This window comes from Bradyrhizobium sp. P5_C12 (assembly GCF_054049735.1).
Map to the genome: position 1 here is coordinate 24,876 of NZ_JBFULU010000055.1, position 18,324 is coordinate 43,199.

The 18,324-nt window shown below is 65.8% G+C and carries 21 protein-coding genes; 14 read left to right on the forward strand and 7 right to left on the reverse strand.

The window, feature by feature from the left end; genetic code table 11:
• Window positions 1-51: 51 nt before the first annotated feature.
• On the reverse strand, window positions 52-1,269 hold the full coding sequence (locus tag ACXJMY_RS32440) for a DUF1501 domain-containing protein (protein WP_456623419.1): 1,218 nt from the start codon (window positions 1,267-1,269) through the stop codon (window positions 52-54).
• Window positions 1,270-1,271: 2 nt separating this feature from the next.
• Window positions 1,272-2,843, reverse strand: coding sequence for a DUF1800 domain-containing protein (locus tag ACXJMY_RS32445; protein WP_456623420.1), 1,572 nt, complete (start codon window positions 2,841-2,843; stop codon window positions 1,272-1,274).
• A 102-nt stretch (window positions 2,844-2,945) separates the two neighbouring features.
• Here ACXJMY_RS32445 and ACXJMY_RS32450 point away from each other — a divergent pair, with 102 nt between their 5' ends.
• Window positions 2,946-3,149: a cysteine-rich CWC family protein gene (locus ACXJMY_RS32450; protein ID WP_456623421.1), complete on the forward strand. Its 204-nt coding sequence runs from the start codon at window positions 2,946-2,948 to the stop codon at window positions 3,147-3,149.
• A gap of 427 nt (window positions 3,150-3,576) precedes the next feature.
• The gene (locus ACXJMY_RS32455; protein WP_456623422.1) at window positions 3,577-4,350 is read left to right on the forward strand and encodes an outer membrane protein; all 774 of its coding nucleotides are present in this window, start codon (window positions 3,577-3,579) and stop codon (window positions 4,348-4,350) included.
• Window positions 4,351-4,395: 45 nt separating this feature from the next.
• Here the strand turns inward: ACXJMY_RS32455 and ACXJMY_RS32460 are convergent, their stop codons facing one another.
• The 3 genes from ACXJMY_RS32460 to ACXJMY_RS32470 all read right to left on the reverse strand — a co-directional run bounded on the left by ACXJMY_RS32460 (window position 4,396) and on the right by ACXJMY_RS32470 (window position 6,390).
• Entirely contained in the window at window positions 4,396-5,094 is a 699-nt protein-coding gene (locus tag ACXJMY_RS32460; protein ID WP_456623423.1) for a glutathione S-transferase family protein, read from the reverse strand.
• 289 nt (window positions 5,095-5,383) lie between these two features.
• A complete protein-coding gene (locus ACXJMY_RS32465; RefSeq protein WP_456623424.1) occupies window positions 5,384-5,614 on the reverse strand; it encodes a hypothetical protein in 231 nt (76 codons plus the stop codon).
• Window positions 5,611-6,390 (reverse strand): TSUP family transporter, encoded by a 780-nt coding sequence (locus ACXJMY_RS32470; RefSeq protein WP_456623425.1) that lies wholly within the window; start codon window positions 6,388-6,390, stop codon window positions 5,611-5,613. Before ACXJMY_RS32470 ends, ACXJMY_RS32465 begins: the two co-directional genes overlap by 4 nt.
• A 309-nt stretch (window positions 6,391-6,699) precedes the next feature.
• Here ACXJMY_RS32470 and ACXJMY_RS32475 point away from each other — a divergent pair, with 309 nt between their 5' ends.
• The 7 genes from ACXJMY_RS32475 to uvrB all read left to right on the forward strand — a co-directional run bounded on the left by ACXJMY_RS32475 (window position 6,700) and on the right by uvrB (window position 13,258).
• On the forward strand, window positions 6,700-7,617 hold the full coding sequence (locus ACXJMY_RS32475; RefSeq protein ID WP_456623426.1) for a LysR substrate-binding domain-containing protein: 918 nt from the start codon (window positions 6,700-6,702) through the stop codon (window positions 7,615-7,617).
• Between the two features lie 136 nt (window positions 7,618-7,753).
• A complete protein-coding gene (locus ACXJMY_RS32480; protein WP_456623427.1) occupies window positions 7,754-7,981 on the forward strand; it encodes a hypothetical protein in 228 nt (75 codons plus the stop codon).
• Between the two features lie 57 nt (window positions 7,982-8,038).
• Window positions 8,039-8,266 (forward strand): hypothetical protein, encoded by a 228-nt coding sequence (locus ACXJMY_RS32485; RefSeq protein WP_456623428.1) that lies wholly within the window; start codon window positions 8,039-8,041, stop codon window positions 8,264-8,266.
• Between the two features lie 195 nt (window positions 8,267-8,461).
• Window positions 8,462-8,809, forward strand: coding sequence for a hypothetical protein (locus ACXJMY_RS32490; RefSeq protein ID WP_456623429.1), 348 nt, complete (start codon window positions 8,462-8,464; stop codon window positions 8,807-8,809).
• 22 nt (window positions 8,810-8,831) lie between these two features.
• On the forward strand, window positions 8,832-9,251 hold the full coding sequence (locus tag ACXJMY_RS32495; protein WP_456623430.1) for a hypothetical protein: 420 nt from the start codon (window positions 8,832-8,834) through the stop codon (window positions 9,249-9,251).
• Between the two features lie 15 nt (window positions 9,252-9,266).
• Window positions 9,267-10,193, forward strand: coding sequence for a DNA/RNA non-specific endonuclease (locus tag ACXJMY_RS32500; RefSeq protein ID WP_456623431.1), 927 nt, complete (start codon window positions 9,267-9,269; stop codon window positions 10,191-10,193).
• 86 nt (window positions 10,194-10,279) lie between these two features.
• Window positions 10,280-13,258: an excinuclease ABC subunit UvrB gene (gene uvrB / locus ACXJMY_RS32505; protein WP_456623432.1), complete on the forward strand. Its 2,979-nt coding sequence runs from the start codon at window positions 10,280-10,282 to the stop codon at window positions 13,256-13,258.
• Between the two features lie 83 nt (window positions 13,259-13,341).
• Here the strand turns inward: uvrB and ACXJMY_RS32510 are convergent, their stop codons facing one another.
• A complete protein-coding gene (locus ACXJMY_RS32510) occupies window positions 13,342-13,728 on the reverse strand; it encodes a hypothetical protein (RefSeq protein ID WP_456623433.1) in 387 nt (128 codons plus the stop codon).
• Window positions 13,729-14,216: 488 nt separating this feature from the next.
• Here ACXJMY_RS32510 and ACXJMY_RS32515 point away from each other — a divergent pair, with 488 nt between their 5' ends.
• The 5 genes from ACXJMY_RS32515 to ACXJMY_RS32535 all read left to right on the forward strand — a co-directional run bounded on the left by ACXJMY_RS32515 (window position 14,217) and on the right by ACXJMY_RS32535 (window position 17,835).
• Window positions 14,217-14,669 carry a nuclear transport factor 2 family protein gene (locus ACXJMY_RS32515; protein WP_456623434.1) on the forward strand — a complete coding sequence of 151 codons (453 nt, stop codon included), beginning with the start codon at window positions 14,217-14,219 and terminating at the stop codon, window positions 14,667-14,669.
• 362 nt (window positions 14,670-15,031) lie between these two features.
• Window positions 15,032-15,472: a nuclear transport factor 2 family protein gene (locus ACXJMY_RS32520; RefSeq protein ID WP_456623435.1), complete on the forward strand. Its 441-nt coding sequence runs from the start codon at window positions 15,032-15,034 to the stop codon at window positions 15,470-15,472.
• Window positions 15,473-15,693: 221 nt separating this feature from the next.
• Entirely contained in the window at window positions 15,694-16,599 is a 906-nt protein-coding gene (locus tag ACXJMY_RS32525) for a hypothetical protein (RefSeq protein ID WP_456623436.1), read from the forward strand.
• Between the two features lie 351 nt (window positions 16,600-16,950).
• Window positions 16,951-17,370, forward strand: a complete 420-nt coding sequence (locus ACXJMY_RS32530) for a hypothetical protein (RefSeq protein WP_456623437.1) — start codon at window positions 16,951-16,953, stop codon at window positions 17,368-17,370.
• Between the two features lie 327 nt (window positions 17,371-17,697).
• Window positions 17,698-17,835 carry a hypothetical protein gene (locus ACXJMY_RS32535; protein ID WP_247986264.1) on the forward strand — a complete coding sequence of 46 codons (138 nt, stop codon included), beginning with the start codon at window positions 17,698-17,700 and terminating at the stop codon, window positions 17,833-17,835.
• A gap of 39 nt (window positions 17,836-17,874) precedes the next feature.
• Here the strand turns inward: ACXJMY_RS32535 and ACXJMY_RS32540 are convergent, their stop codons facing one another.
• Entirely contained in the window at window positions 17,875-18,021 is a 147-nt protein-coding gene (locus ACXJMY_RS32540; RefSeq protein WP_164938884.1) for a hypothetical protein, read from the reverse strand.
• Between the last annotated feature and the right edge of the window lie 303 nt (window positions 18,022-18,324).

The following is an 18,324-nucleotide window of genomic DNA, read 5'->3' on the forward strand; positions in this document are numbered from 1 at the left end:
CTTCGCATCGCCGGGGCAATCCGACCTCTCCCCGCAAAGAGCGGGGAGAGGTTAAGTCACCAGCCCCTTCATCGGTCTCGCGCTCGCGCTGTCCGGGAACACCGTCTCCGCCAGCACGCGATCGGACAGGCCGAACTGTCCCTGCAGCACGCCCTTGATCACGGAGCGCAAGTCCGTGGTCGGCTTGAGGTCGCGCCCCTCGTAGAGATTGGCGAGCTTGAGGCCGGGCCAGTCGGCGATGACGCGGCCGCCCTTCACCGCGCCGCCGGCGAGCAGCGCGATCGTTCCGGTGCCGTGATCGGTGCCGTCGGTGCCGTTGATGCGCGCGGTGCGGCCGAACTCGGTGGCGACGACGACCACGGTGTCGCGCCAGCGCTCACTGAGCCCGCTCTCGAATTCGGCCAGCGCGCCGTCGAGCCCGCCGAGCAGGAACGCCAGACGCCCCACAGGCCCGCCTTCATTGGCATGCGTATCCCAGCCGTCGAAGGCGAGTGCCGCGATGCGCGGGCCGTCGTCGGCCGCCATCAGTTTTGCCGCGCCGCGCGCCACCTGCCGCATCTGCGCGACCTGGTTGCCACCCTTCGGCTTCATGTCGTCGCCGCTCGCGACCTTGTCGAGTTGAAGGCCCTGCGACAGGGCTGACGCCAGCACGGGGTCGCGGTGACGATAGAGATCGACCAGCCGCATCGCCGTGTCGTCGTCGGCCTGCGGCAGCGCGACCGGCGCCCAGCCGACGGTCGGCGCATTGCCGCGCAGCACCAGCGGCGTGGTGGGACCGACCGCGAGACCTGAGGACACCCGCTCGCCGCGCGGCAGCGCTTCGAGCGCGCGATTGAGCCAGCCCGACTGGACGCGGCCGGGGCCGGCATATCCGCTCTCGAGCACGTCCTGGCCGTCGAAATGCGAACGGTCGCGATAGGGCGTCGCAACCGCGTGGATCACCGCCGCGTGCCTGTCGCGGTACATGCGTGCGAATTCCGGCATCGCCGGATGCAGCGCGAAAAACGAGTCGAGCATGATCGCGGGATGCGCGCCATCCGCCGTGAGCGCGATCGATCCATGCAGGCCGGCATAGTCGGGATCGCCGACCGGCGCGACGGTCGAGAGCCCGTCGAGTGCGCCGCGCAGGATCACCACGATCAGCCGGGGATCGCGTCCGTCGGCCGCGCGCGCGAATTTCGGCAGATAGGCCCAGGCCGCGAAGGAGGCGCCGCCGAGCAGCAGGCCGCGGCGCGAGGTGAGGAGCCGGTTCTCGACGCAGTCGATCATCATCATCTCCTCTGCATTTCCGGCGACATCAACAGCAGCGCCAGCGCCTGCTGGCGCGACTCCGCGCGCTCGATGGTCCGCCGCGTCTCGACCGAGGCCGCATCCGCTGCCGCGAATTCCAGCAGGTCGAGCGGATCGATGTTGGGCCCAAGCCGCGCACCCATTTGTGCGGCGATATCGAGCCGGAGCTTGATGCCTTCCGGCGCAGCCCACGCCGCGTTGGTGTCGGGAAAACCGTTGGGGCCTGCGGGGGTCCACAGCGGCTGGCCGAGCAGGTTCAGATTGTTGAGATAGCCGCCCGGATCCTCCGGCACGCGCGCGAGCAGACGGCCGCTCGCGACCAGGAAATCGTATGGGCTGCGCATCTTGGTCAGCGGCGCCTTCCAGGCTTCGTCGGAATCGACCAGCGCGGTTGCCAGCGCCTTGAGATCGCCGTCGGTCTTGACGAAGACGTCGCGCAATCGCGCCACCAGGACCTGCGGCGGATCGTCGGCGACGAAATGACGGACGAATTTAGTGGCGATGAAATTCGCGGTCGACGGATGGCGGGCGATGTCGGCGAGCGCGGCCTCGCCCTGCGCAAGGCCGGTCGCCTCATAGCTCTTGCCGAGCAGGACTTGCGGCCCCGGCTGGTGCGCATTGGCGTTGAACACGAACGAGCCGGGCGCACCGAGCTGGCCCTGCCGGCCGGCAAAGGTCCAGCCGGTGATGATGCGCGCCAGCGAGGTGACGTCGTCCTGGGTGTAGCCGCCGCCGACACCGAGCGTATGCAGCTCCATGATCTCGCGCGAGAGATTCTCGTTCAGCCCGCGCTTGCGATTCTGCCCCGCGCGTGACTCCGGCCCGAGCGATTGCTGGTTATCGAGAAAGAACAGCATCGCCGGGTGCTGCTCGGCGGACCTGAGCATGTCGGCGAAACGCCCGAGCACATGCGGGCGGATCGCCTCGCGCTCGAACGCACCGGCCCAGATCCGCGCCAGTTCGCCCTTGCTCGCGGAGATGCAGAAATGGTTGGACCAGAACGTCACCAGCCGCTCGGTGAAACCGCACTCGACCAGTGTCGCGCGCTGCAGGCGCGCCAGCGCCTCCGCGCGAAACGTCTTCTGGATCACGTTGAGCGGCTGCGGTGCGGGCTTTGCGGCGGGCGGTGCGGCGGCACTGGGCTGCATGCTGTCGGGCTTGATGCTGTCGTTCCTGGCGGCATTGTCCGCCGGTTTTGCTTCCGTCATCTGGCCGGCGATCTCGGTCGCCACGGTGTTCAGCGAGAGATTGCGGCGCAGCCCGGGCTTCTGATCGGCCGGCGCCGGCGGCGCCTCGGTCGTCGCGCCGGCTTTCGCCGCCGCCTCGCGCGCCTGCTTGACCTGGTCCTGATAGGCGAACACGGCCTGGCCCAGCTGCGGCGTCGATTGCAGGCCCGGGGCCTCCAGCAGCACGCCGTTGGGGCGGGCGAGCTCCGCCTTGACGAAACCGCGCGGGTCGGACGCCGCGTTGATGAGATCGCCGGACGCCCCGCCGCGGGCACCGAAGCCGAAGCGGTTGAGCGCAACGAGGGCGGCTTGCGAATCGCGGGCCATCAATTTGTCCTGAGCGCTTTGCGAGCGTGCGCGCGGCGCGTAATATACCGCAGCGGGAGATGAACCCGACATGAAAATGACGGCCAAGCTTTTGCGCAAATCATGACAATTCCGAAAGAATCCTCAACGCAGGAACCGGCACCGCGCCGCCTCGCCTGCTCCCGCTGCGGCACCGAGTTTGGCTGCGACCTCTCGGGCACCTGCTGGTGCGCGGAGGAGACCGCGCGCCTGCCGATGCCGGTCAAGGGCGAGGATTGCCTGTGCCGGTCATGTTTGCGGGAGGCGGCGGCGAGCGCGGCGAAGTAGTCCGCGACTGTGCGCGTGAGACGCGAGTACGCGCCCACCTCCGCTGTCGTCCTGGCGAAAGCCAGGACCCATTACCCCAGGGAGATGTTTGGCGACGACTCGTCGTTCGGTACTGCGACCGACCGCACGCGATAGATCACGCGGTATGGGTCCTGGCTTTCGCCAGGACGACCTCGGGGAGAGAGTGAGCGCGGCAGCTACACCGCATGCCCCGGCGGCTTCCGCGCGATCGGATATTTCCTGCCCGATGTCGTCACGAGCATCATCATGTCAGTCTCGACGCCGTTGCCGAGCAGCGGCGTGACATTTCAGGGACAGCCCATCGGCCGGCCCCCTGCTACTGAGCTACCTGAGATTTCATCGGTTAGGGGTTTCCATGGCACGAATTTGCTTCTCACGAGTCGCGCTCTTCGCGGCCATCGGAGGAATGGCGTCCGTCTCCGCGGCGGCGGCAGCTGACGTGCAGGCCCCGGTCTACAAGGCCTTGCCGGCGGTCGCGCCGTTCAGCTGGACGGGATTTTACGTTGGCGGAACCGCTGGCGCGAGCTGGACCAACGCCGATACGAGTCTCAGCGCTGTCAACGGAGCGATTCCGCTCTACTTCCCCGCCGACATTCCCGGACTGAACGCCATCGGTTCGCCGGGCCTATCGGGAACCAGTGCGATCGTCGGCGGCAAGGCCGGTTACAATCGGCAATGGGGCAGTTTCGTCGCCGGTGTCGAAGGCGACATTTCGTGGCGCCACTTCGACAAGATGGTCGCGACGGCCGGCAGTCCGTTCCTGACCTTCCCCCTTGGCACCGCGGCGTTCACAACAACCGTCTCGACCAACTGGCTCGCGACCATTCGCCCCCGCATCGGTTATGCGGTCGACAAGGCACTGTTCTACGCCACCGGCGGTGTCGCCATCGGCGACGTCAAATATTCGAACACCTATGTGGGCTTCTCGCCGCTCGGATTCGGCTTGGAATTCGAGACGGCCGCGGCCAGCCAGACCCGGGTCGGCTGGACTGTCGGCGCCGGCATCGACTATGCGATCACGCCACATTGGGTGGTGAGCGGGGAATATCTGCACGTGGACCTCGGTTCGGTCTCCACCTCCGGCTTGGTCACAACCGGCAACACGCCCACTGCGACGTTCAACGTCTCGACCAAGCTGCGCAGCGACATCGGCCGCTTCGGCATCGCCTACAAGTTCTGACGCAAGTCGGGCTCGCGCCTTCGGCCGAGCCCGCCCTCCGATCTGCTACACCGCGTGCCCCGGCGAGGTCCGCGCCATGCCGTCGAACGCATCGAGCAGCTTGTCGCGCCACGCATAGATCGGGTCGTCCGCCTCCAGCAGCTTGAACGGGCTGACCACGCGCGCCCATTGGAAGCCGCCGAACACGATGTAGTCGGCGTAGTTCGGCGCATCGCCGCCGAGATAGGCCTGCTTCTTCAAGGTCTGCCGCATCACCTCGAGCGACTTGCGGAACGCGATCACGCCGGCATCGCGGCTCGCCATGATCTCCTCCAGCGTCTTGCCGCCAAATCGCGCCTCGCGCGATTGCCGGAAATAAGCGGCATCGACGTCAGCCAGATTCGTCGGAATGTCGGCGACGATCAGCGGAAAGATGCCGCCGACGATGGCGATGTCGCCCCAGGCGTTGATCATGCGCGCCATGGCCCGGCCGCCCTCACCGCCGAACAGCGACGGGCTATCGGGAAAATTGTCTTCGAGATAATTCGCGATTGCCCAGGAATCGACCACCGGCCTGTCGTGATGCAACAGCACCGGGACCTTCTCGGAGCCGTGCGGCGCGATCGCGCTTTTCTCGGTGAAGCGCCAGGGAAGCGATTCCGCCGACAACCCCTTGTGCGCCAGCGCGAGGCGCGTGCGCCAGCAATACGGGCTGAACGGGCGCGAGGTGTCGGTGCCGACGAGTTCGTAGAGTTTGAGTGACATGACTGGCGGGCTCCACATGCTCCGTCATTGCGAGGAGCTCTTGCGACGAAGCAATCCAGACTGCCGCCGCAGGGACATTCTGGATTGCTTCGCTTGCGCTCGCAATGACGATGTGGAGAGAGGTGCCGCGCTGCTTCTTCTCCCTCTCCCCGTTCTTACGGGGAGAGGGTTGGGGTGAGGGGCTGTCTCCGCAATCACGGTAAGAGACGGACTCGCGGAGACTCCCCCTCACCCGGAATTTGCTGCGCAAATTCCGGCCTCTCCCCGCAAGCGGGGAGAGGCGAAGAAGTCACCGCCCGTGCGTTCGCAACAACCGCTCGCCATCCTCCGTCACCGCGATGACCAGCCCGACACCCGCAAGCGTCTCGCGCGCGACGTAGCCGCGGTCGGCGGCGTCTTCCCAGATGGTGAGGCGCGGGCACGAGGTCTTCCAGGTCGCGACCACCTCGGCATAGGCGCGCGGCTCGCGCGCGACCCATTCGACGAAGTCCAGCACCAGCGGATCGGCGGTCTCGCTCATTGCAAACCTCCCTTGTCGAAGGCCGCCAGCACCGGGGTCCGAACCAGGAGCCAGCCGCCATAGGCGATGTAGTAACAGGCGATGGTGTTGATCAGGCGCAGCGACCAGACCACGAATTGCTGGTCGGTCATGGCTTCGAGGATGCGCCGCGCCAGCGTGGTGCCGAGCATCGAGGCGAGAATCGCGACGCCGGCGAGCACGGGATCGAGGCTCGCGGCCTGGTCGATGATGCCGCCGAAATAGATCAGCTTGGTGAAATGGCTGACGAGCTGGCACATCGCCTTGGTCGCCACCTTCTCGCGCCGGCCGAACTCGCCGCCGAGGAAGAAGGTGTCGAGCAGCGGACCCGACACGCCGGTCATCAGCATCAAGCCCATGCAGATCGTGCCATAGACCGTACCCTGCCAGAGACGGTCGGGATCCGGCTTGATGTTTGACGGCAGCAGCCGCGCCATGAACGGGGTGATGCCGAGCAGCAGCAGCGCCATCGGCTTGTCCGGCACGTAGCGGGTGAGCGACCATGCGGCGAGCGCAATGGTCGCGCCGACCATGTAGTTCGCGACCGGCCGCCAGCGGATATGCGCCCGCCACAGGAACGCGCGCCAGCCGTTCGAGGCCATCTGCGTGATCGCATGCAGCACCATCGCGGTCGGCAGCGGCATCAGGGCGAGCAGCACGCCGATCAGGATCAGTCCGCCCGCCATGCCGAACAGCCCCGACAGGAACGCGGTAGCCACCATCAGCAATCCAAGGGCAGCGATCATGATGGGCGTCACGGGGGGTCTCCTGTAGCGAGTGAGGGACGCAAACTGTGCGCTCTCCCTCGCCCCGCTTGCGGGGAGAGGGTGGGGTGAGGGGGAGTCTCCGCGAGGGGAGGTAGCAGTTGGACTCGCGGAGGCTCCCCCTCACCCGGAATCCAAGCTGCGCTTGGCTTCCGGCCTCTCCCCGCACGCGGGGAGAGGCGAAGGGCCGCGGCGCCTCTTACAAATCAACGTGAACTGCGCTGATATTTCTGCCCCGCTTGCCCCGCTCGCGCAAACTGAGTTATCTTGCCCTGGCATCAGCTTTTCTGAGGGTCGAGGCATTTGCGGCGGCTGCTGTTTCTCAACGGCATCAAGGCATTCGAGGCGGCGGCGCGGACCGGCAGCTTTGCCGCGGCCGGCGTCGAGCTGAACGTGTCGGCGGCCGCCGTCAGCCGCATGGTGCATCTGTTGGAAGAGCGGCTCGGCGTCGCGCTGTTCGAGCGCAAGGCCAACAAGCTCGTGCTGACGCCAGCAGGCCGCGCCTATCAGAGCGGGCTGACGCCGATCTTCGATGCGCTGGCGAGCCTCACCGCGCAGGTGACGGCGCCCTCCGGCGTCCGCGTGCTCACCATCGGCGTCGGCCACACCTTCGCGATGCGCTGGCTGATCCCGCGGCTGTCGGAGTTTCGCAACGAGGAGCCCGACATCGAGGTGCGCTTCACCACCGGCGGCGCGTCGGTGCCGTTCGGCGAGGACTGGAGCTGCGGCATCAAGCTCGGCACCGGCGACTGGCCCGGGCTGGTGGCCGAGCCGCTATTTGCCGGCGACCTCACGCCGGTCTGCGTGCCCAGGCTCGCCGCGACCCTGAAGCGGCCGGCCGATCTGAAGGGCCCGAGCCTGATCCGCGTCGCGCATTCGCCGGAGGATTGGCCGATCTGGCTCAAGGCCGCCGGCCTCACCAGGATCAATGCGCGCGGCCCCGAGTTCCAGTTCTACGGCCAGGCCCTCCAGGCCGCCGCCGACGGGCTCGGCATCGCCATGGGCATCCGGCCCTATATCGACGACGATCTCGCTGCCGGACGCCTGGTGGCGCCGTTCGACCTCTCGGTGCCCAAGGGCATGCGCTGGTACCTGCTCTATCGCAGCTTCCAGACCGAGCAGCGCGACTTTGCCGCGTTCCGCCGCTGGATCATGCGCGCGGCGGCCGGGCCCGCGGCCCGGCCGGTCAGGCGGATCGGCCGTACTGCGGCGCGGAACTGACGCCCTCAACGCGTCCCTGGGGCAAAAAAGCCCGCGGCTTGTGAACGGCTTCACATACGCAAGGCCGGAAACATGGTCCCCTGACCCTCCAACAACACAGTTTCAAGACACTTGAACGAGACATTTGGGGACTACAATGACGACCATTTACGACGGCTTTGACATCGAATCCTTCGAAGCTGGCCAGGGGCTGTGGCACGCCCGGATCCGGCGCGCCGATTTCAGCCCGGTTGCCATCGACGGCGTGCTGTTTCCGGCCATGGAGGTCGGCTTCGCCTGGCCCGATCCCGACGCCGCGATTGCCGATGCCAAGCACCACATCGATCGCTTCCGCCGGCGCGCCGACGACAGCGACGGCGAGTAGGCCAGCGGAATTTCAATCGACCAGAGAGACAGCGCGGCGCAAGAGGGGGTACCGTTCATGTCAATCATCGAAATCGACACAGCGCGCCCGCGGATCTACGCCCGCGACGTGCAATCGAAATGTCCGGAATGCGACGGCGATCTCACGGTGCTCCGTGTGATCGGCGGCCGCGCCGGATGCGAGTACTGGACCATGCGCTGCACCGATTGCGGCGGGATCCATCTCGACATCCTCGAGCCGTATCAGGCGGCCGAGGGCGACGAGGGACCGCAGCCGGCGGCGTGACGGCGCTCCGAAACCCGGGCCGCTAAAATCGGACTTGCACAGCTGGCCTGCCGGGGAGGAGAGGTTCTCTGATCTCCCGAGGCAAGGGCCCGGCTGCGACCGAGCCGGAAGTCCAACAACCGCGGATTTTTTGCACTACCTTTGATTGAATTAGGCTACGCGATGTGGCAGCCTGTTCCGGGGGGTGCCAGGCTGATGACGACGATCGGCAAATGTCTCGCATTCGGCTTGCTCGCGTGGTTCGGCGCGATGCTGCTGCTCGTGCTCATTCGCGTGCTGCGCGATGACATCGCATCAAGCGGCATGCTCGTCAGCGACCCCTCCAGAGATGACAGCGTCGATCCCGAACGGGTGGCCGCGGCCGCCATCGTTCCCGCCGTGCTGGCCGCCTATACGATCCACGCGCTCAACACCGGGATCGTCACGACGCCAACCGGATCGATGTCGATGCCCGATTTGCCGGAAAACCTCGTGACGCTGCTGACCGGCGGCAACGGACTCTACCTGGCCGGGAAGATCGCGCGAAGGAGTATACGAAACTAGTTTTTTTTAAGAGGGGGATTTCATGACTGCACAATGGATTTCGTGGTGGGGCTTTGTCGTCATTTCGATCATTCTGCTGGGATTTGCCGCGCTGGTCCTCTGGAAGCTGTTCAGCGATTCCGAGGCGCTGACGGGACTCCTGTCCGAGCCGCAAGCACCTAACGAGACATCGCCGCCGAAGGCGAGCCTCTCGCGCTTCCAGTTCCTGATCTTCACGTTCGTCATTGCCGGACTCTATCTGTTGCTGTGCATCGAGGCCGGAACGCTGATCGAAATTCCCGGCAATGTGCTGGCATTGCTCGGCATCAGCGGCGGCACCTATGTCGTGTCCAAAACCGTGAGCTCGTCGGAGCGCAAGCAGGAGCAGACCGCGGCTCCCGCCGCAAGCAAACCGGCACGGGGCCGCAGGTCCACGACCACGCCGCCCGGCGCGAATGGTTGAGGCCGGAGGCGAGCCATGTGGAAATTCTCGCGTCTGTGCTGGCTCACCTGCCTCGGACTGACCCTGTGTCAGCCGGTCCGGGCCGAGGTTTGCGAAACGCCTCCGGCAGAGCCGGTGAACGATCCCGACAATTGCCGTCCGCTCTGGGAAAAGATCGGCCTGCCGACCGGTGGCGACGATCTCGACGCCACCCCCGTCTGTCACACCCGCTACGTGCTCCTGCACAACAACGAGGACAAGACGCCGTTCTGGGTGATCGAGGCGCTGAACAAGAAGCAGGTCAGCGGCAAGTTCAAGCGTCCGGAGAGCAAGAAGTTCAAGCCGGAGGAAGGCGTCTGCGATTCGGCGCAGGCCAAGGACGCCGACTATACCGGCAGCAAGCTCGATCGCGGGCACCAGGCCGCCTCCGCCGACTTCAACTCCAACCCCGACTGGATGGACGAGAGCTTCATTTTGTCGAATGCCGTTCCACAGCAGGGCCTCGGGTTCAACCGCGGCATCTGGAAGGAATTCGAACAACTGGTTCGCACCCTCACGAAGGATCGCGGCGAGCTCTACGTCATCACCGGGCCGGTCTATGCCGACGACGAAGATGCTCTTCCCGAGGTGACGAAGAAGAACAATGCCTGCAAGATCGAGATCAAGTTCGAGGCGCCAAAGAGACCGGCGATCTGCGGCTCGAAGAAGAAGTGCGACGCCGGTGTCGGGGTTCCGATCGCGCTGTTCAAGATCCTCTACGATCCCATCAACAAGCGTGCCAACGCCTATGTCATGCCGAACATCGATCACCGGAAGTTCGAGGACAAGGACGCGCTCGAATACCTCAAGGGCTTCCGAACCACGGTGAAGGTGGTCGAACGTCTCACCGGATTTCAGTTCCTGACCGATATCCCGGGACGGAAGGCCCAGATCGAGGAATGCGTCGCGACGATGCTGCATTGAAATCGCTCGCTCCGCCTTGCTGACAACTGTTGCCAGGCGGAGCGTGCCCCCTTTCCCGCGGGGCGGACTCGTCCCATATTCGGGGCATGGCGAAGAAACCTGCACCCTCCGAAAAATCCGGCAAATCCCCCAAATCCAAGGCGCCGAACTCGAAAGCACACCGCCCCGACGTGCAGCCGATCGGGCCGGCGCTGGCCGAATTGCTCAATCCCGCGATCAATCGCGGCGATGCCGGGCTTGGATCGGGCACCGGCCTGCAGCCGCCGCCGGACAATTCGCGCGACCGCCGCTCCGGCGGCGAGGCCGCCGCGCATCGCGCGCGCGCCTCGACGCCGAAAGAGTTTTTGCAGGATGCGCGGCCGATCGCAGGGGGCGCGACCCGTGGCTCGCCCCCCTCCCCGGGGGGAGGGAGCGGAGAGGCTGGTGCGTTTGAAGAGGCGCCGCAGGCCAATTACGGAACTGCCGCCACCATACCGACGCTCGATCCGGAACTGGCGCGTCAGCTTGGCCTCCCAACCGAGGAGGACGACGCGGAAGCGCTGGCGCGTCCGCCGCGCAACAAGATGGAGGCGCTCGGCGTCAAGGCCACCGCCGAGGCGCTGGAGAACCTGATCCGCGACGGCCGGCCGGAGTTCAAGGGCGATGGCGGCGAGACCAAGATCTGGACCCCGCACCGGCCGCCCCGCCCGGAGAAATCCGAAGGCGGCGTGCCCTTTGTCATCAAGTCCGAATACGAACCGAAGGGCGACCAGCCAACCGCGATCAAGGAATTGGTCGAGGGCATCAACCGCAACGACCGCACCCAGGTGCTGCTCGGCGTCACCGGCTCGGGCAAGACCTACACCATGGCCAAGGTGATCGAGGCGACGCAGCGCCCGGCCATCATCCTGGCACCGAACAAGACGCTGGCGGCCCAGCTCTATGGCGAGTTCAGGAATTTTTTCCCGGACAACGCGGTCGAGTATTTCGTCAGCTATTACGACTACTACCAGCCCGAAGCCTATGTGCCGCGCACCGACACGTACATCGAAAAGGATTCCTCGATCAACGAGCAGATCGACCGCATGCGGCACTCGGCGACGCGGGCACTGCTCGAGCGCGACGACGTCATCATCGTCGCCTCGGTGTCCTGCATCTACGGTATCGGCTCGGTCGAGACCTATACGGCGATGACGTTTGCGCTGAAGAAGGGCGAGCGCATCGACCAGCGCCAGCTCATCGCCGATCTCGTCGCCCTGCAATACAAGCGCACCCAGGCCGATTTCACCCGCGGCACCTTCCGGGTGCGCGGCGACGTCATCGACATCTTCCCGGCGCACTATGAAGACCGGGCCTGGCGCGTGAACCTGTTCGGCGACACCGTGGACAATATCGAGGAGTTCGATCCGCTCACCGGCCACAAGCAGGACGAGCTCGAATTCATCAAGATCTACGCCAATTCGCACTATGTGACGCCGCGCCCGACGCTGGTGCAGGCGATCAAGTCGATCAAGTCCGAACTGAAGCAGCGGCTCGACCAGCTCCACGACCAGGGCCGCCTGCTGGAAGCGCAGCGGCTGGAGCAGCGCACCACCTTCGACCTCGAGATGATGGAGGCGACCGGAAGCTGCGCCGGCATCGAGAACTATTCGCGCTATCTCACCGGGCGCCGCCCCGGCGAGCCGCCGCCGACGCTGTTCGAATACGTCCCCGACAACGCGCTGGTGTTCGCCGACGAAAGCCATGTCACCGTGCCGCAGATCGGCGGCATGTTCCGCGGCGACTTCCGCCGCAAGGCGACCTTGGCCGAATACGGCTTCCGCCTGCCCTCCTGCATGGACAACCGCCCGCTCCGCTTCGAGGAATGGGACATGATGCGCCCGCAATCGGTCGCGGTGTCGGCGACGCCGAGCGGCTGGGAGCTGAACGAGAGCGGCGGCGTGTTCGTCGAGCAGGTGATCCGCCCGACGGGACTCATTGATCCGCCCGTCAACATCCGACCTGCCCGCACCCAGGTCGACGATCTCGTCGGCGAGGTCCGCGCCACGGCCCAAGCCGGTTATCGCAGCCTGATCACTGTGCTCACAAAACGCATGGCCGAGGACCTCACCGAATATCTGCATGAGCAGGGCATCCGCGTCCGCTACATGCACAGCGATATCGACACCATCGAGCGCATCGAGATCATCCGCGATCTGCGCTTAGGGGCGTTCGACGCGCTGGTCGGCATCAACCTGTTGCGCGAGGGCCTCGACATTCCCGAATGCGCGCTGGTCGCGATCCTCGACGCCGACAAGGAAGGTTTTTTGCGCAGCGAGACCTCGCTGATTCAGACCATCGGCCGCGCCGCGCGCAACGTCGACGGCAAGGTGATCCTCTATGCCGACCAGATGACGGGCTCGATGGAGCGCGCCATCGCGGAAACCAACCGGCGCCGCGAAAAACAGGTCGAGTACAACACCGCCAACGGCATCACGCCGGAGAGCGTGAAGAAGCAGATCGGCGACATCCTCAACTCCGTCTACGAGCGCGACCACGTGCTGGTCGAGGTCGGCGGCCACGACATGACCGACGACATCATCTCGATCGGCCACAATTTTGAGGCCGTGCTCGGCGATCTCGAAACGCGGATGCGCGAAGCGGCCGCGGACCTGAACTTCGAGGAAGCCGCCCGCCTGCGCGACGAGGTCAAGCGCCTGCGCGCCACCGAGCTCGCGGTGGTCGACGATCCCACCGCAAAACAGCGCACGGTGCAGGGCAAGGCCGGCGCCTATGCCGGCACCAAGAAATACGGCGACGCCGCCAATCTGCCGGTCAGCGCCATGAAGAAAAAGACCGTGAGCTCCGCGCTCAAGGCCAGCGGCGGAGGCGGCGGCTCGAAGGTGCACAAGCCGCATCTCGACGAAATGCACGGCCCGGAATCGCTGCCCTACCGCGAGAACCAGAGCCTGCCGGCAAAGCCGTTCGGCAGCACGAGCCGGATCATCCAGCCGACGGATTCACGGCAGTCGGGGCCGGAGTTCGGGCCGGCGCCGAAGTCGACGGGCGGGCAGCCGGGGCACAGGGGTGGGTGGAGGAAGAGGTAGGCAGCGCAGTATCATCTGCGCCAGTCGTGGCTATGGATTCCGGCTCGCCGCTTTGCGGCGCCCCGGAATGACGGGCGGAGAGATCACCCCACGCTCGCCGTCACCACGGCCATCACCGACAGCAGCAGCACGATGGTCACGAGTTGCAGCGAGGCGACCGGCTGGGTGCGCCAGGCGGTGATCTTCTCGGTGAGCGACAAATGGGCCTCGAAGAACTTTGGTTCGTAGACGGTCTTGAAGAAGCCGGGGAAGCTCGGGCCGAAGGTCACCGCGAGCAGCGCGTGGGCGAGCGAGGCGATGGCGACGAAGATGGCGACGCCGGGGTCGCCGACGAGGTCGCGGTTGCCGAACAGCTTGAGCAGCATCGCGGCGGTGGCGAAGGTCGGGAAGCTCTGCAGGGTCGCGGTCAGCGCGAGGCCTTCGAGCGCGTTGCGCAGGCGGGACTTCCTCGCGGCGATCGTGGCGGCCATGGCACGTCTCCCAGATGACATGCGGATGAATTTAGCCGCGGCGGGGGAGGCGTGATGTGAGATGGGTCACGCGGTCCGGCGGCGATTTCACCTCGCCCCGCTTGCGGGGAGAGGTCGATCGCGAAGCGATCGGGTGAGGGGGAGTCTCCGCGAGTCCATCTCTCACCGTCCCCGGGGAGGCTCCCCCTCACCCCAACCCTCTCAGGGCGAGCGAAGCTCGTCGCGCCCCCGCAAGCGGGGCGAGGGAGTGGACCGGTCGCTGCGCGTGGCGTTGCGCGATCGGCCATGCGCGTGGCGCGCCACGCAGTCGAATCCGGCATGAATTCGTGCAGGCGCGCGGTCGCTCAACCCGCAATTGCAGCCATGAACCTGGCATCGCGCTCGCGCGTCATATCGTCTGCAACATCCCTGCGATTTTGCGGATTGCCGCTGCACGGGGCCGCGCGCTAGCGTCGCGCAACGCCACGGGGCCAATGAGGACGGGCGGAATGACAGTCGAGAAGCTCAATCGCCAGCGCGTGCTGCATCTGCTCGACATGTTCGCGCAGAACGATCTCGAGGGCGCTCTCGCCTGCTGCACCGACGACGTCGACTTCCTCACCCACGCCCCGATCGACGTGCTGCCGCACATGGGCCCGTGCCATGGCAAGGCCGAGCTGCGCGAGCTCTGGCGTACGGTGCAGGCGCGCTACGCCGAGACCCGCCACCAGGTGCTGCAGATCGTCGCCGAAGGCGATGGGGTCGCGGCCTATCTGCGCGTGTTCCTCAGGAAGCGCAGCAACGACCGCATCATCCAGGTCGACATGGCCGTGTTCTACAGCCTCCGCGACGGGCAGATCGCGCAGATCCGCGAGATCATCGATTCCTACGATCTGGTGCAGCAGGTGCTGGAACGCGAGATCGGCCCGCTGATCGTGGGCGCGCCGGTGGACGGTGTGTAGCTCTCTCCGGCGTCGTCCTGGCGAAAGCCAGGACCCATTACCCCGAATGCCGGTGTGGCGGTACGCAGCCAACCACCAGCCTGCCCATTGCAGAAGCCGGTGGTTATGGGCCTTCGCCAGGACGACACCGAATGTGAGGCGGGCGCAGTGGAACCGCTCCGCGCGCCGGAACCGGTAAAATACGGGGTTCTATTGCAAATCTCACAAAGCGCGCTCAATTGTGCATTGCAAAAACGTGATTTGCGTTTTGGCCGAAATCGCCTATCTGTTCGTACACTAATGAATTGAACAACCCCGCGGCGCGTACTGTGCATGGGGTTGTTTTTCGTTTTTTTGCAAGCCAGTTTCAGGACGCCCCCAAAATGACAGAGCACAGCCTCTGGCGTTTCTCGCGTGCGTTGCACCGCGCGATCAACGACCGGCAGTTCGAGGATATCGAGGCCCTGATCGACGAGGACGTCGAATGGGCGATCTACGGCCCGATCGACATGTTCCCGTTCCTCGGCGCGCGCCAGGGCAAGGCGGCGGTGCTCGACGTCATCCGCCAGCTCGCCGACAATTTCCATGTTCGCCGCTTCGAGCGCGAGAGCATCATGCTGGGCGTCGATTCCGCCGCCTCGATGCTGCGCTATTCGCTGACCGCGCTGGATTCCGACAAGCCGATTAGCTTGCGGGTCGCGCAGTTCGCCCAGTTCAAGGCCGGCAAGCTCCTCACCATGCGCGTGCTGATCGACACATTCGATCTGGTCGAACAGGCACTCGGCCGCGCCATTCATCTGCCGAAGATGACCGGCGTCGGCTGAGGGGGACACCAACGGGCCCCGCAATTCGGGACCGATGGCTGATGCTCCCGCGACACGCGTTCTGGCCGCCAGCCCCGCCGGGTGCCGTCGTGGAGAAGCTCGTCATCGGGCGCGCGCGTTGCGCGCGGCCCGTTGGTTCATTTTCGAAATAAGGCCAGGCGCCACAATTTCGCAACGATGGTTCCGCATCCTGGGCGCGAACTGGGCTTGCGGGCAGGACGATGGAATTCTCGACAGGTTTTGGCTGGACCAGGCTGCCGGTGCTGGCGGCCGCGTTCATTTTCGGCTCGGTGCTGACCGCCTCGGCGCAGATCATTCCGCCGGCGGCGGCGGTGCCTGACGAAGAGGCCGAGGCGGCGGAGGCGCCCGACGTCAACGATCCCGACGTGCTCAAGGGGATCGACGTCGACAAGCTCGACTGGGGCCAGCTCGCGATCGACGCCGGCACGCTCAACGACATCGTCGCCGCCAAGAAGCGCGCGCAGGCCGCCGCCAAGGACGGCCTGAACTGGTCGTCGAACGCCAATTCGAACGGCTCGGCCGCGGTGGCGGTGAAGCAGTCGGTCTTCTCGTTCTGGGACACGCGGATCGGCGCCGACATGACGGTGGCGAGCGAGCCGCGGACGATGTCCGAGCTGTTGGCGCAGAAGGCCGCCAATGGCGGCAACCTGCCGCAATCCTCCGGCAGCGCCTGGGCGGCCGCGACCGCGCCGGGCGCCGGCTCGATCTGGGACAAGACCGCGGTGGAAGCCCGCGTCGATCCCGGCGCCGAGCAGAGCAAGGTCGGCGCCTCGCTCACCAAGTCGGTGCCGCTGTCGAACGACACTTCGCTGACACTCCAGAACGGCTACAGCGTCAACCAGCAGGGCACCACCGCGCTGCCCGGCGTCGGCGGTCACATCACGCGCAACTACGAGACCGAGCAGTCCGCCAAGGTCACCCTCACCGACACCGGCACCAGCATCACCGCGGGCCAGACGCTGTCGACCACCGACGACAAATGGCTGCGCAAGTTCGGCGCCGAGCAGAAGCTGTTCGACAACGTCACCGTATCCGGCTCGGTCGGCGAGACCTCGCAAGGCGCGATCAACAAGAGCCTGACGGCGGGCTTCAAGAAGAGCTGGTGAATGTCTTTCGCCTCTCCCCGCAAGCGGGGAGAGGCCGGAATTTGCGACAGCAAATTCCGGGTGAGGGGGAGCCTCCGCGAGTCCAACTCTCACCGTCCCCGCGGAGACTCCCCCTCACCCCACCCTCTCCCCGCAAGCGGGGCGAGGGAGACGAACACCGACCGTGCCGCAATCATTCGCCGCGACGGCGTTCACACTCTCCTAACCATACGCCACGGCAAAGCCCCCGAATCGTCCGCCCTTGCCGTATCTCGGCCAAGTTGCGGTCAAAATCCGACGCCCTAGTCGGGTTGCCGAATTCGTCGTGCGGGGGACACTCGCGCTGCGCTCAACGCGAACAGGGGAACACCGATGAACGCCATTCGTCCGGAAAAGGTTGAAGCAACCGAGACCGAAACCGTCGACAACAACCTCGCCGCAGTGACCGAGGTTGAAGCCGGCATCCGCGATTTCGTGCGCAACGACATCGCCTATCTGCGCCGTCCGGCGTCGGGCGCCGCCGAGCCGGCGCTCGATCCGAGCGCGGAAGCCACCGTCACCAACGTCAATTCGCTGATTCAGCGCGTCGCCGGCACCTCGCTCGCCGAGATCGAGAATCTGATCTCGGAGCTCGAGAGCCTGCGCGACCTGCTGCATGCCGAAGGCCAGCGCGTCCAGCGCGAGATCTCCGGCTATGCCCAGCTCAGCCAGGCCGCGATGAAGTCGACCCGCATGATCGCCGACAACGTCGCGCAGTGGAAGCGCGCCGCCGACGGCCTGCGCAACAGCTGATCGCAAGTCCTACGCATCACCGGCCGCCGCGTTCCCGGAAGGGAGCGCGGCGGTTTTGATTTCGGAGGTGCGAGGGTGTGCACGCAGGCTCCTCAATACAGGTGTCATCACCCGCGGGCGGGTGATCCAGTATTCCGAGACGGTAGATTGAATCGATAGGCCGCGGCGTGCTGGATGCCCCGCCTTCGCGGGGCATGACGGCGGAGGGGGCGGCTTGCGGCCCGCAAGTATGTCGGCCGGCATACACCGCTTTGAACCCTCCGCCCCTTCCCGGCGACCAATGCCAAGCGCCCGTGCCGCCTACGGCCGGGCCCGGGGACATGTCATATGGAAAGCATTCGGCCCGACAACACGGACCCCATACCGCTGCGGCCTGCGCCGAACCAGTTCGGCACGATCATGCTGCGCTTCGTCGGATTGTTGGCTGTCGCGATCGCGGTGCTGGCGCTGGTCTATAGCCGCTGAGCGGAGGCCGGGACGCCGGCCCGAAGGGTTAACGCACTCTTAACGGCTCGCGTCGACCGTCGAGGCTTCCAGGGTGTAGGCGCCGTCGGCATAGCCCTTCACCACCATGCCGGCGACCAGCATCACTGCCAGCGTCGCGGTAGCGAAGATAAATCCAACCAGCTTGAGTGCGCCGCGGTCTGCCATGGTCCTCGTCCCCTGTACTCTGCCCTATTGGTTCAAATAGACAGCGACAGGTTCATAATTGGTTAGCAACTCGGTGGTTCCGCCAACTGCTTCGCAGGGCCACCATCTCGCGGAGGCTTATGGCAGCCACCCGGAATCGCGTCCATAGCGCGCGGGCAACAGTTCCGCGGTTTCTCTTCTCCCTCTCCCCGTTCTTACGGGGCCGCGACGAGCTTCGCTCGCGCTGAGAGGGTTGGGGTGAGGGGCTTCTCTCCACGCGTGAGGTCCATCGAGGGACCTGTACCCCCTCACCCGTATTCGATC

What these genes read in the sequence shown, in the direction of transcription:
- ACXJMY_RS32445 (WP_456623420.1), bottom strand. Translation starts at nt 2,843, where the DNA reads ATGGCCCGCGATTCGCAAGCCGCCCTCGTTGCGCTCAACCGCTTCGGC.
- ACXJMY_RS32440 (WP_456623419.1), bottom strand. Translation starts at nt 1,269, where the DNA reads ATGATCGACTGCGTCGAGAACCGGCTCCTCACCTCGCGCCGCGGCCTG.
- ACXJMY_RS32450 (WP_456623421.1), top strand. Translation starts at nt 2,946, where the DNA reads ATGACAATTCCGAAAGAATCCTCAACGCAGGAACCGGCACCGCGCCGC.
- ACXJMY_RS32455 (WP_456623422.1), top strand. Translation starts at nt 3,577, where the DNA reads ATGGCGTCCGTCTCCGCGGCGGCGGCAGCTGACGTGCAGGCCCCGGTC.
- ACXJMY_RS32535 (WP_247986264.1), top strand. Translation starts at nt 17,698, where the DNA reads ATGGAAAGCATTCGGCCCGACAACACGGACCCCATACCGCTGCGGCCT.
- ACXJMY_RS32510 (WP_456623433.1), bottom strand. Translation starts at nt 13,728, where the DNA reads ATGGCCGCCACGATCGCCGCGAGGAAGTCCCGCCTGCGCAACGCGCTC.
- ACXJMY_RS32515 (WP_456623434.1), top strand. Translation starts at nt 14,217, where the DNA reads ATGACAGTCGAGAAGCTCAATCGCCAGCGCGTGCTGCATCTGCTCGAC.
- uvrB (WP_456623432.1), top strand. Translation starts at nt 10,280, where the DNA reads ATGGCGAAGAAACCTGCACCCTCCGAAAAATCCGGCAAATCCCCCAAA.
- ACXJMY_RS32500 (WP_456623431.1), top strand. Translation starts at nt 9,267, where the DNA reads ATGTGGAAATTCTCGCGTCTGTGCTGGCTCACCTGCCTCGGACTGACC.
- ACXJMY_RS32520 (WP_456623435.1), top strand. Translation starts at nt 15,032, where the DNA reads ATGACAGAGCACAGCCTCTGGCGTTTCTCGCGTGCGTTGCACCGCGCG.
- ACXJMY_RS32465 (WP_456623424.1), bottom strand. Translation starts at nt 5,614, where the DNA reads ATGAGCGAGACCGCCGATCCGCTGGTGCTGGACTTCGTCGAATGGGTC.
- ACXJMY_RS32485 (WP_456623428.1), top strand. Translation starts at nt 8,039, where the DNA reads ATGTCAATCATCGAAATCGACACAGCGCGCCCGCGGATCTACGCCCGC.
- ACXJMY_RS32480 (WP_456623427.1), top strand. Translation starts at nt 7,754, where the DNA reads ATGACGACCATTTACGACGGCTTTGACATCGAATCCTTCGAAGCTGGC.
- ACXJMY_RS32460 (WP_456623423.1), bottom strand. Translation starts at nt 5,094, where the DNA reads ATGTCACTCAAACTCTACGAACTCGTCGGCACCGACACCTCGCGCCCG.
- ACXJMY_RS32495 (WP_456623430.1), top strand. Translation starts at nt 8,832, where the DNA reads ATGACTGCACAATGGATTTCGTGGTGGGGCTTTGTCGTCATTTCGATC.
- ACXJMY_RS32530 (WP_456623437.1), top strand. Translation starts at nt 16,951, where the DNA reads ATGAACGCCATTCGTCCGGAAAAGGTTGAAGCAACCGAGACCGAAACC.
- ACXJMY_RS32540 (WP_164938884.1), bottom strand. Translation starts at nt 18,021, where the DNA reads ATGGCAGACCGCGGCGCACTCAAGCTGGTTGGATTTATCTTCGCTACC.
- ACXJMY_RS32525 (WP_456623436.1), top strand. Translation starts at nt 15,694, where the DNA reads ATGGAATTCTCGACAGGTTTTGGCTGGACCAGGCTGCCGGTGCTGGCG.
- ACXJMY_RS32490 (WP_456623429.1), top strand. Translation starts at nt 8,462, where the DNA reads ATGACGACGATCGGCAAATGTCTCGCATTCGGCTTGCTCGCGTGGTTC.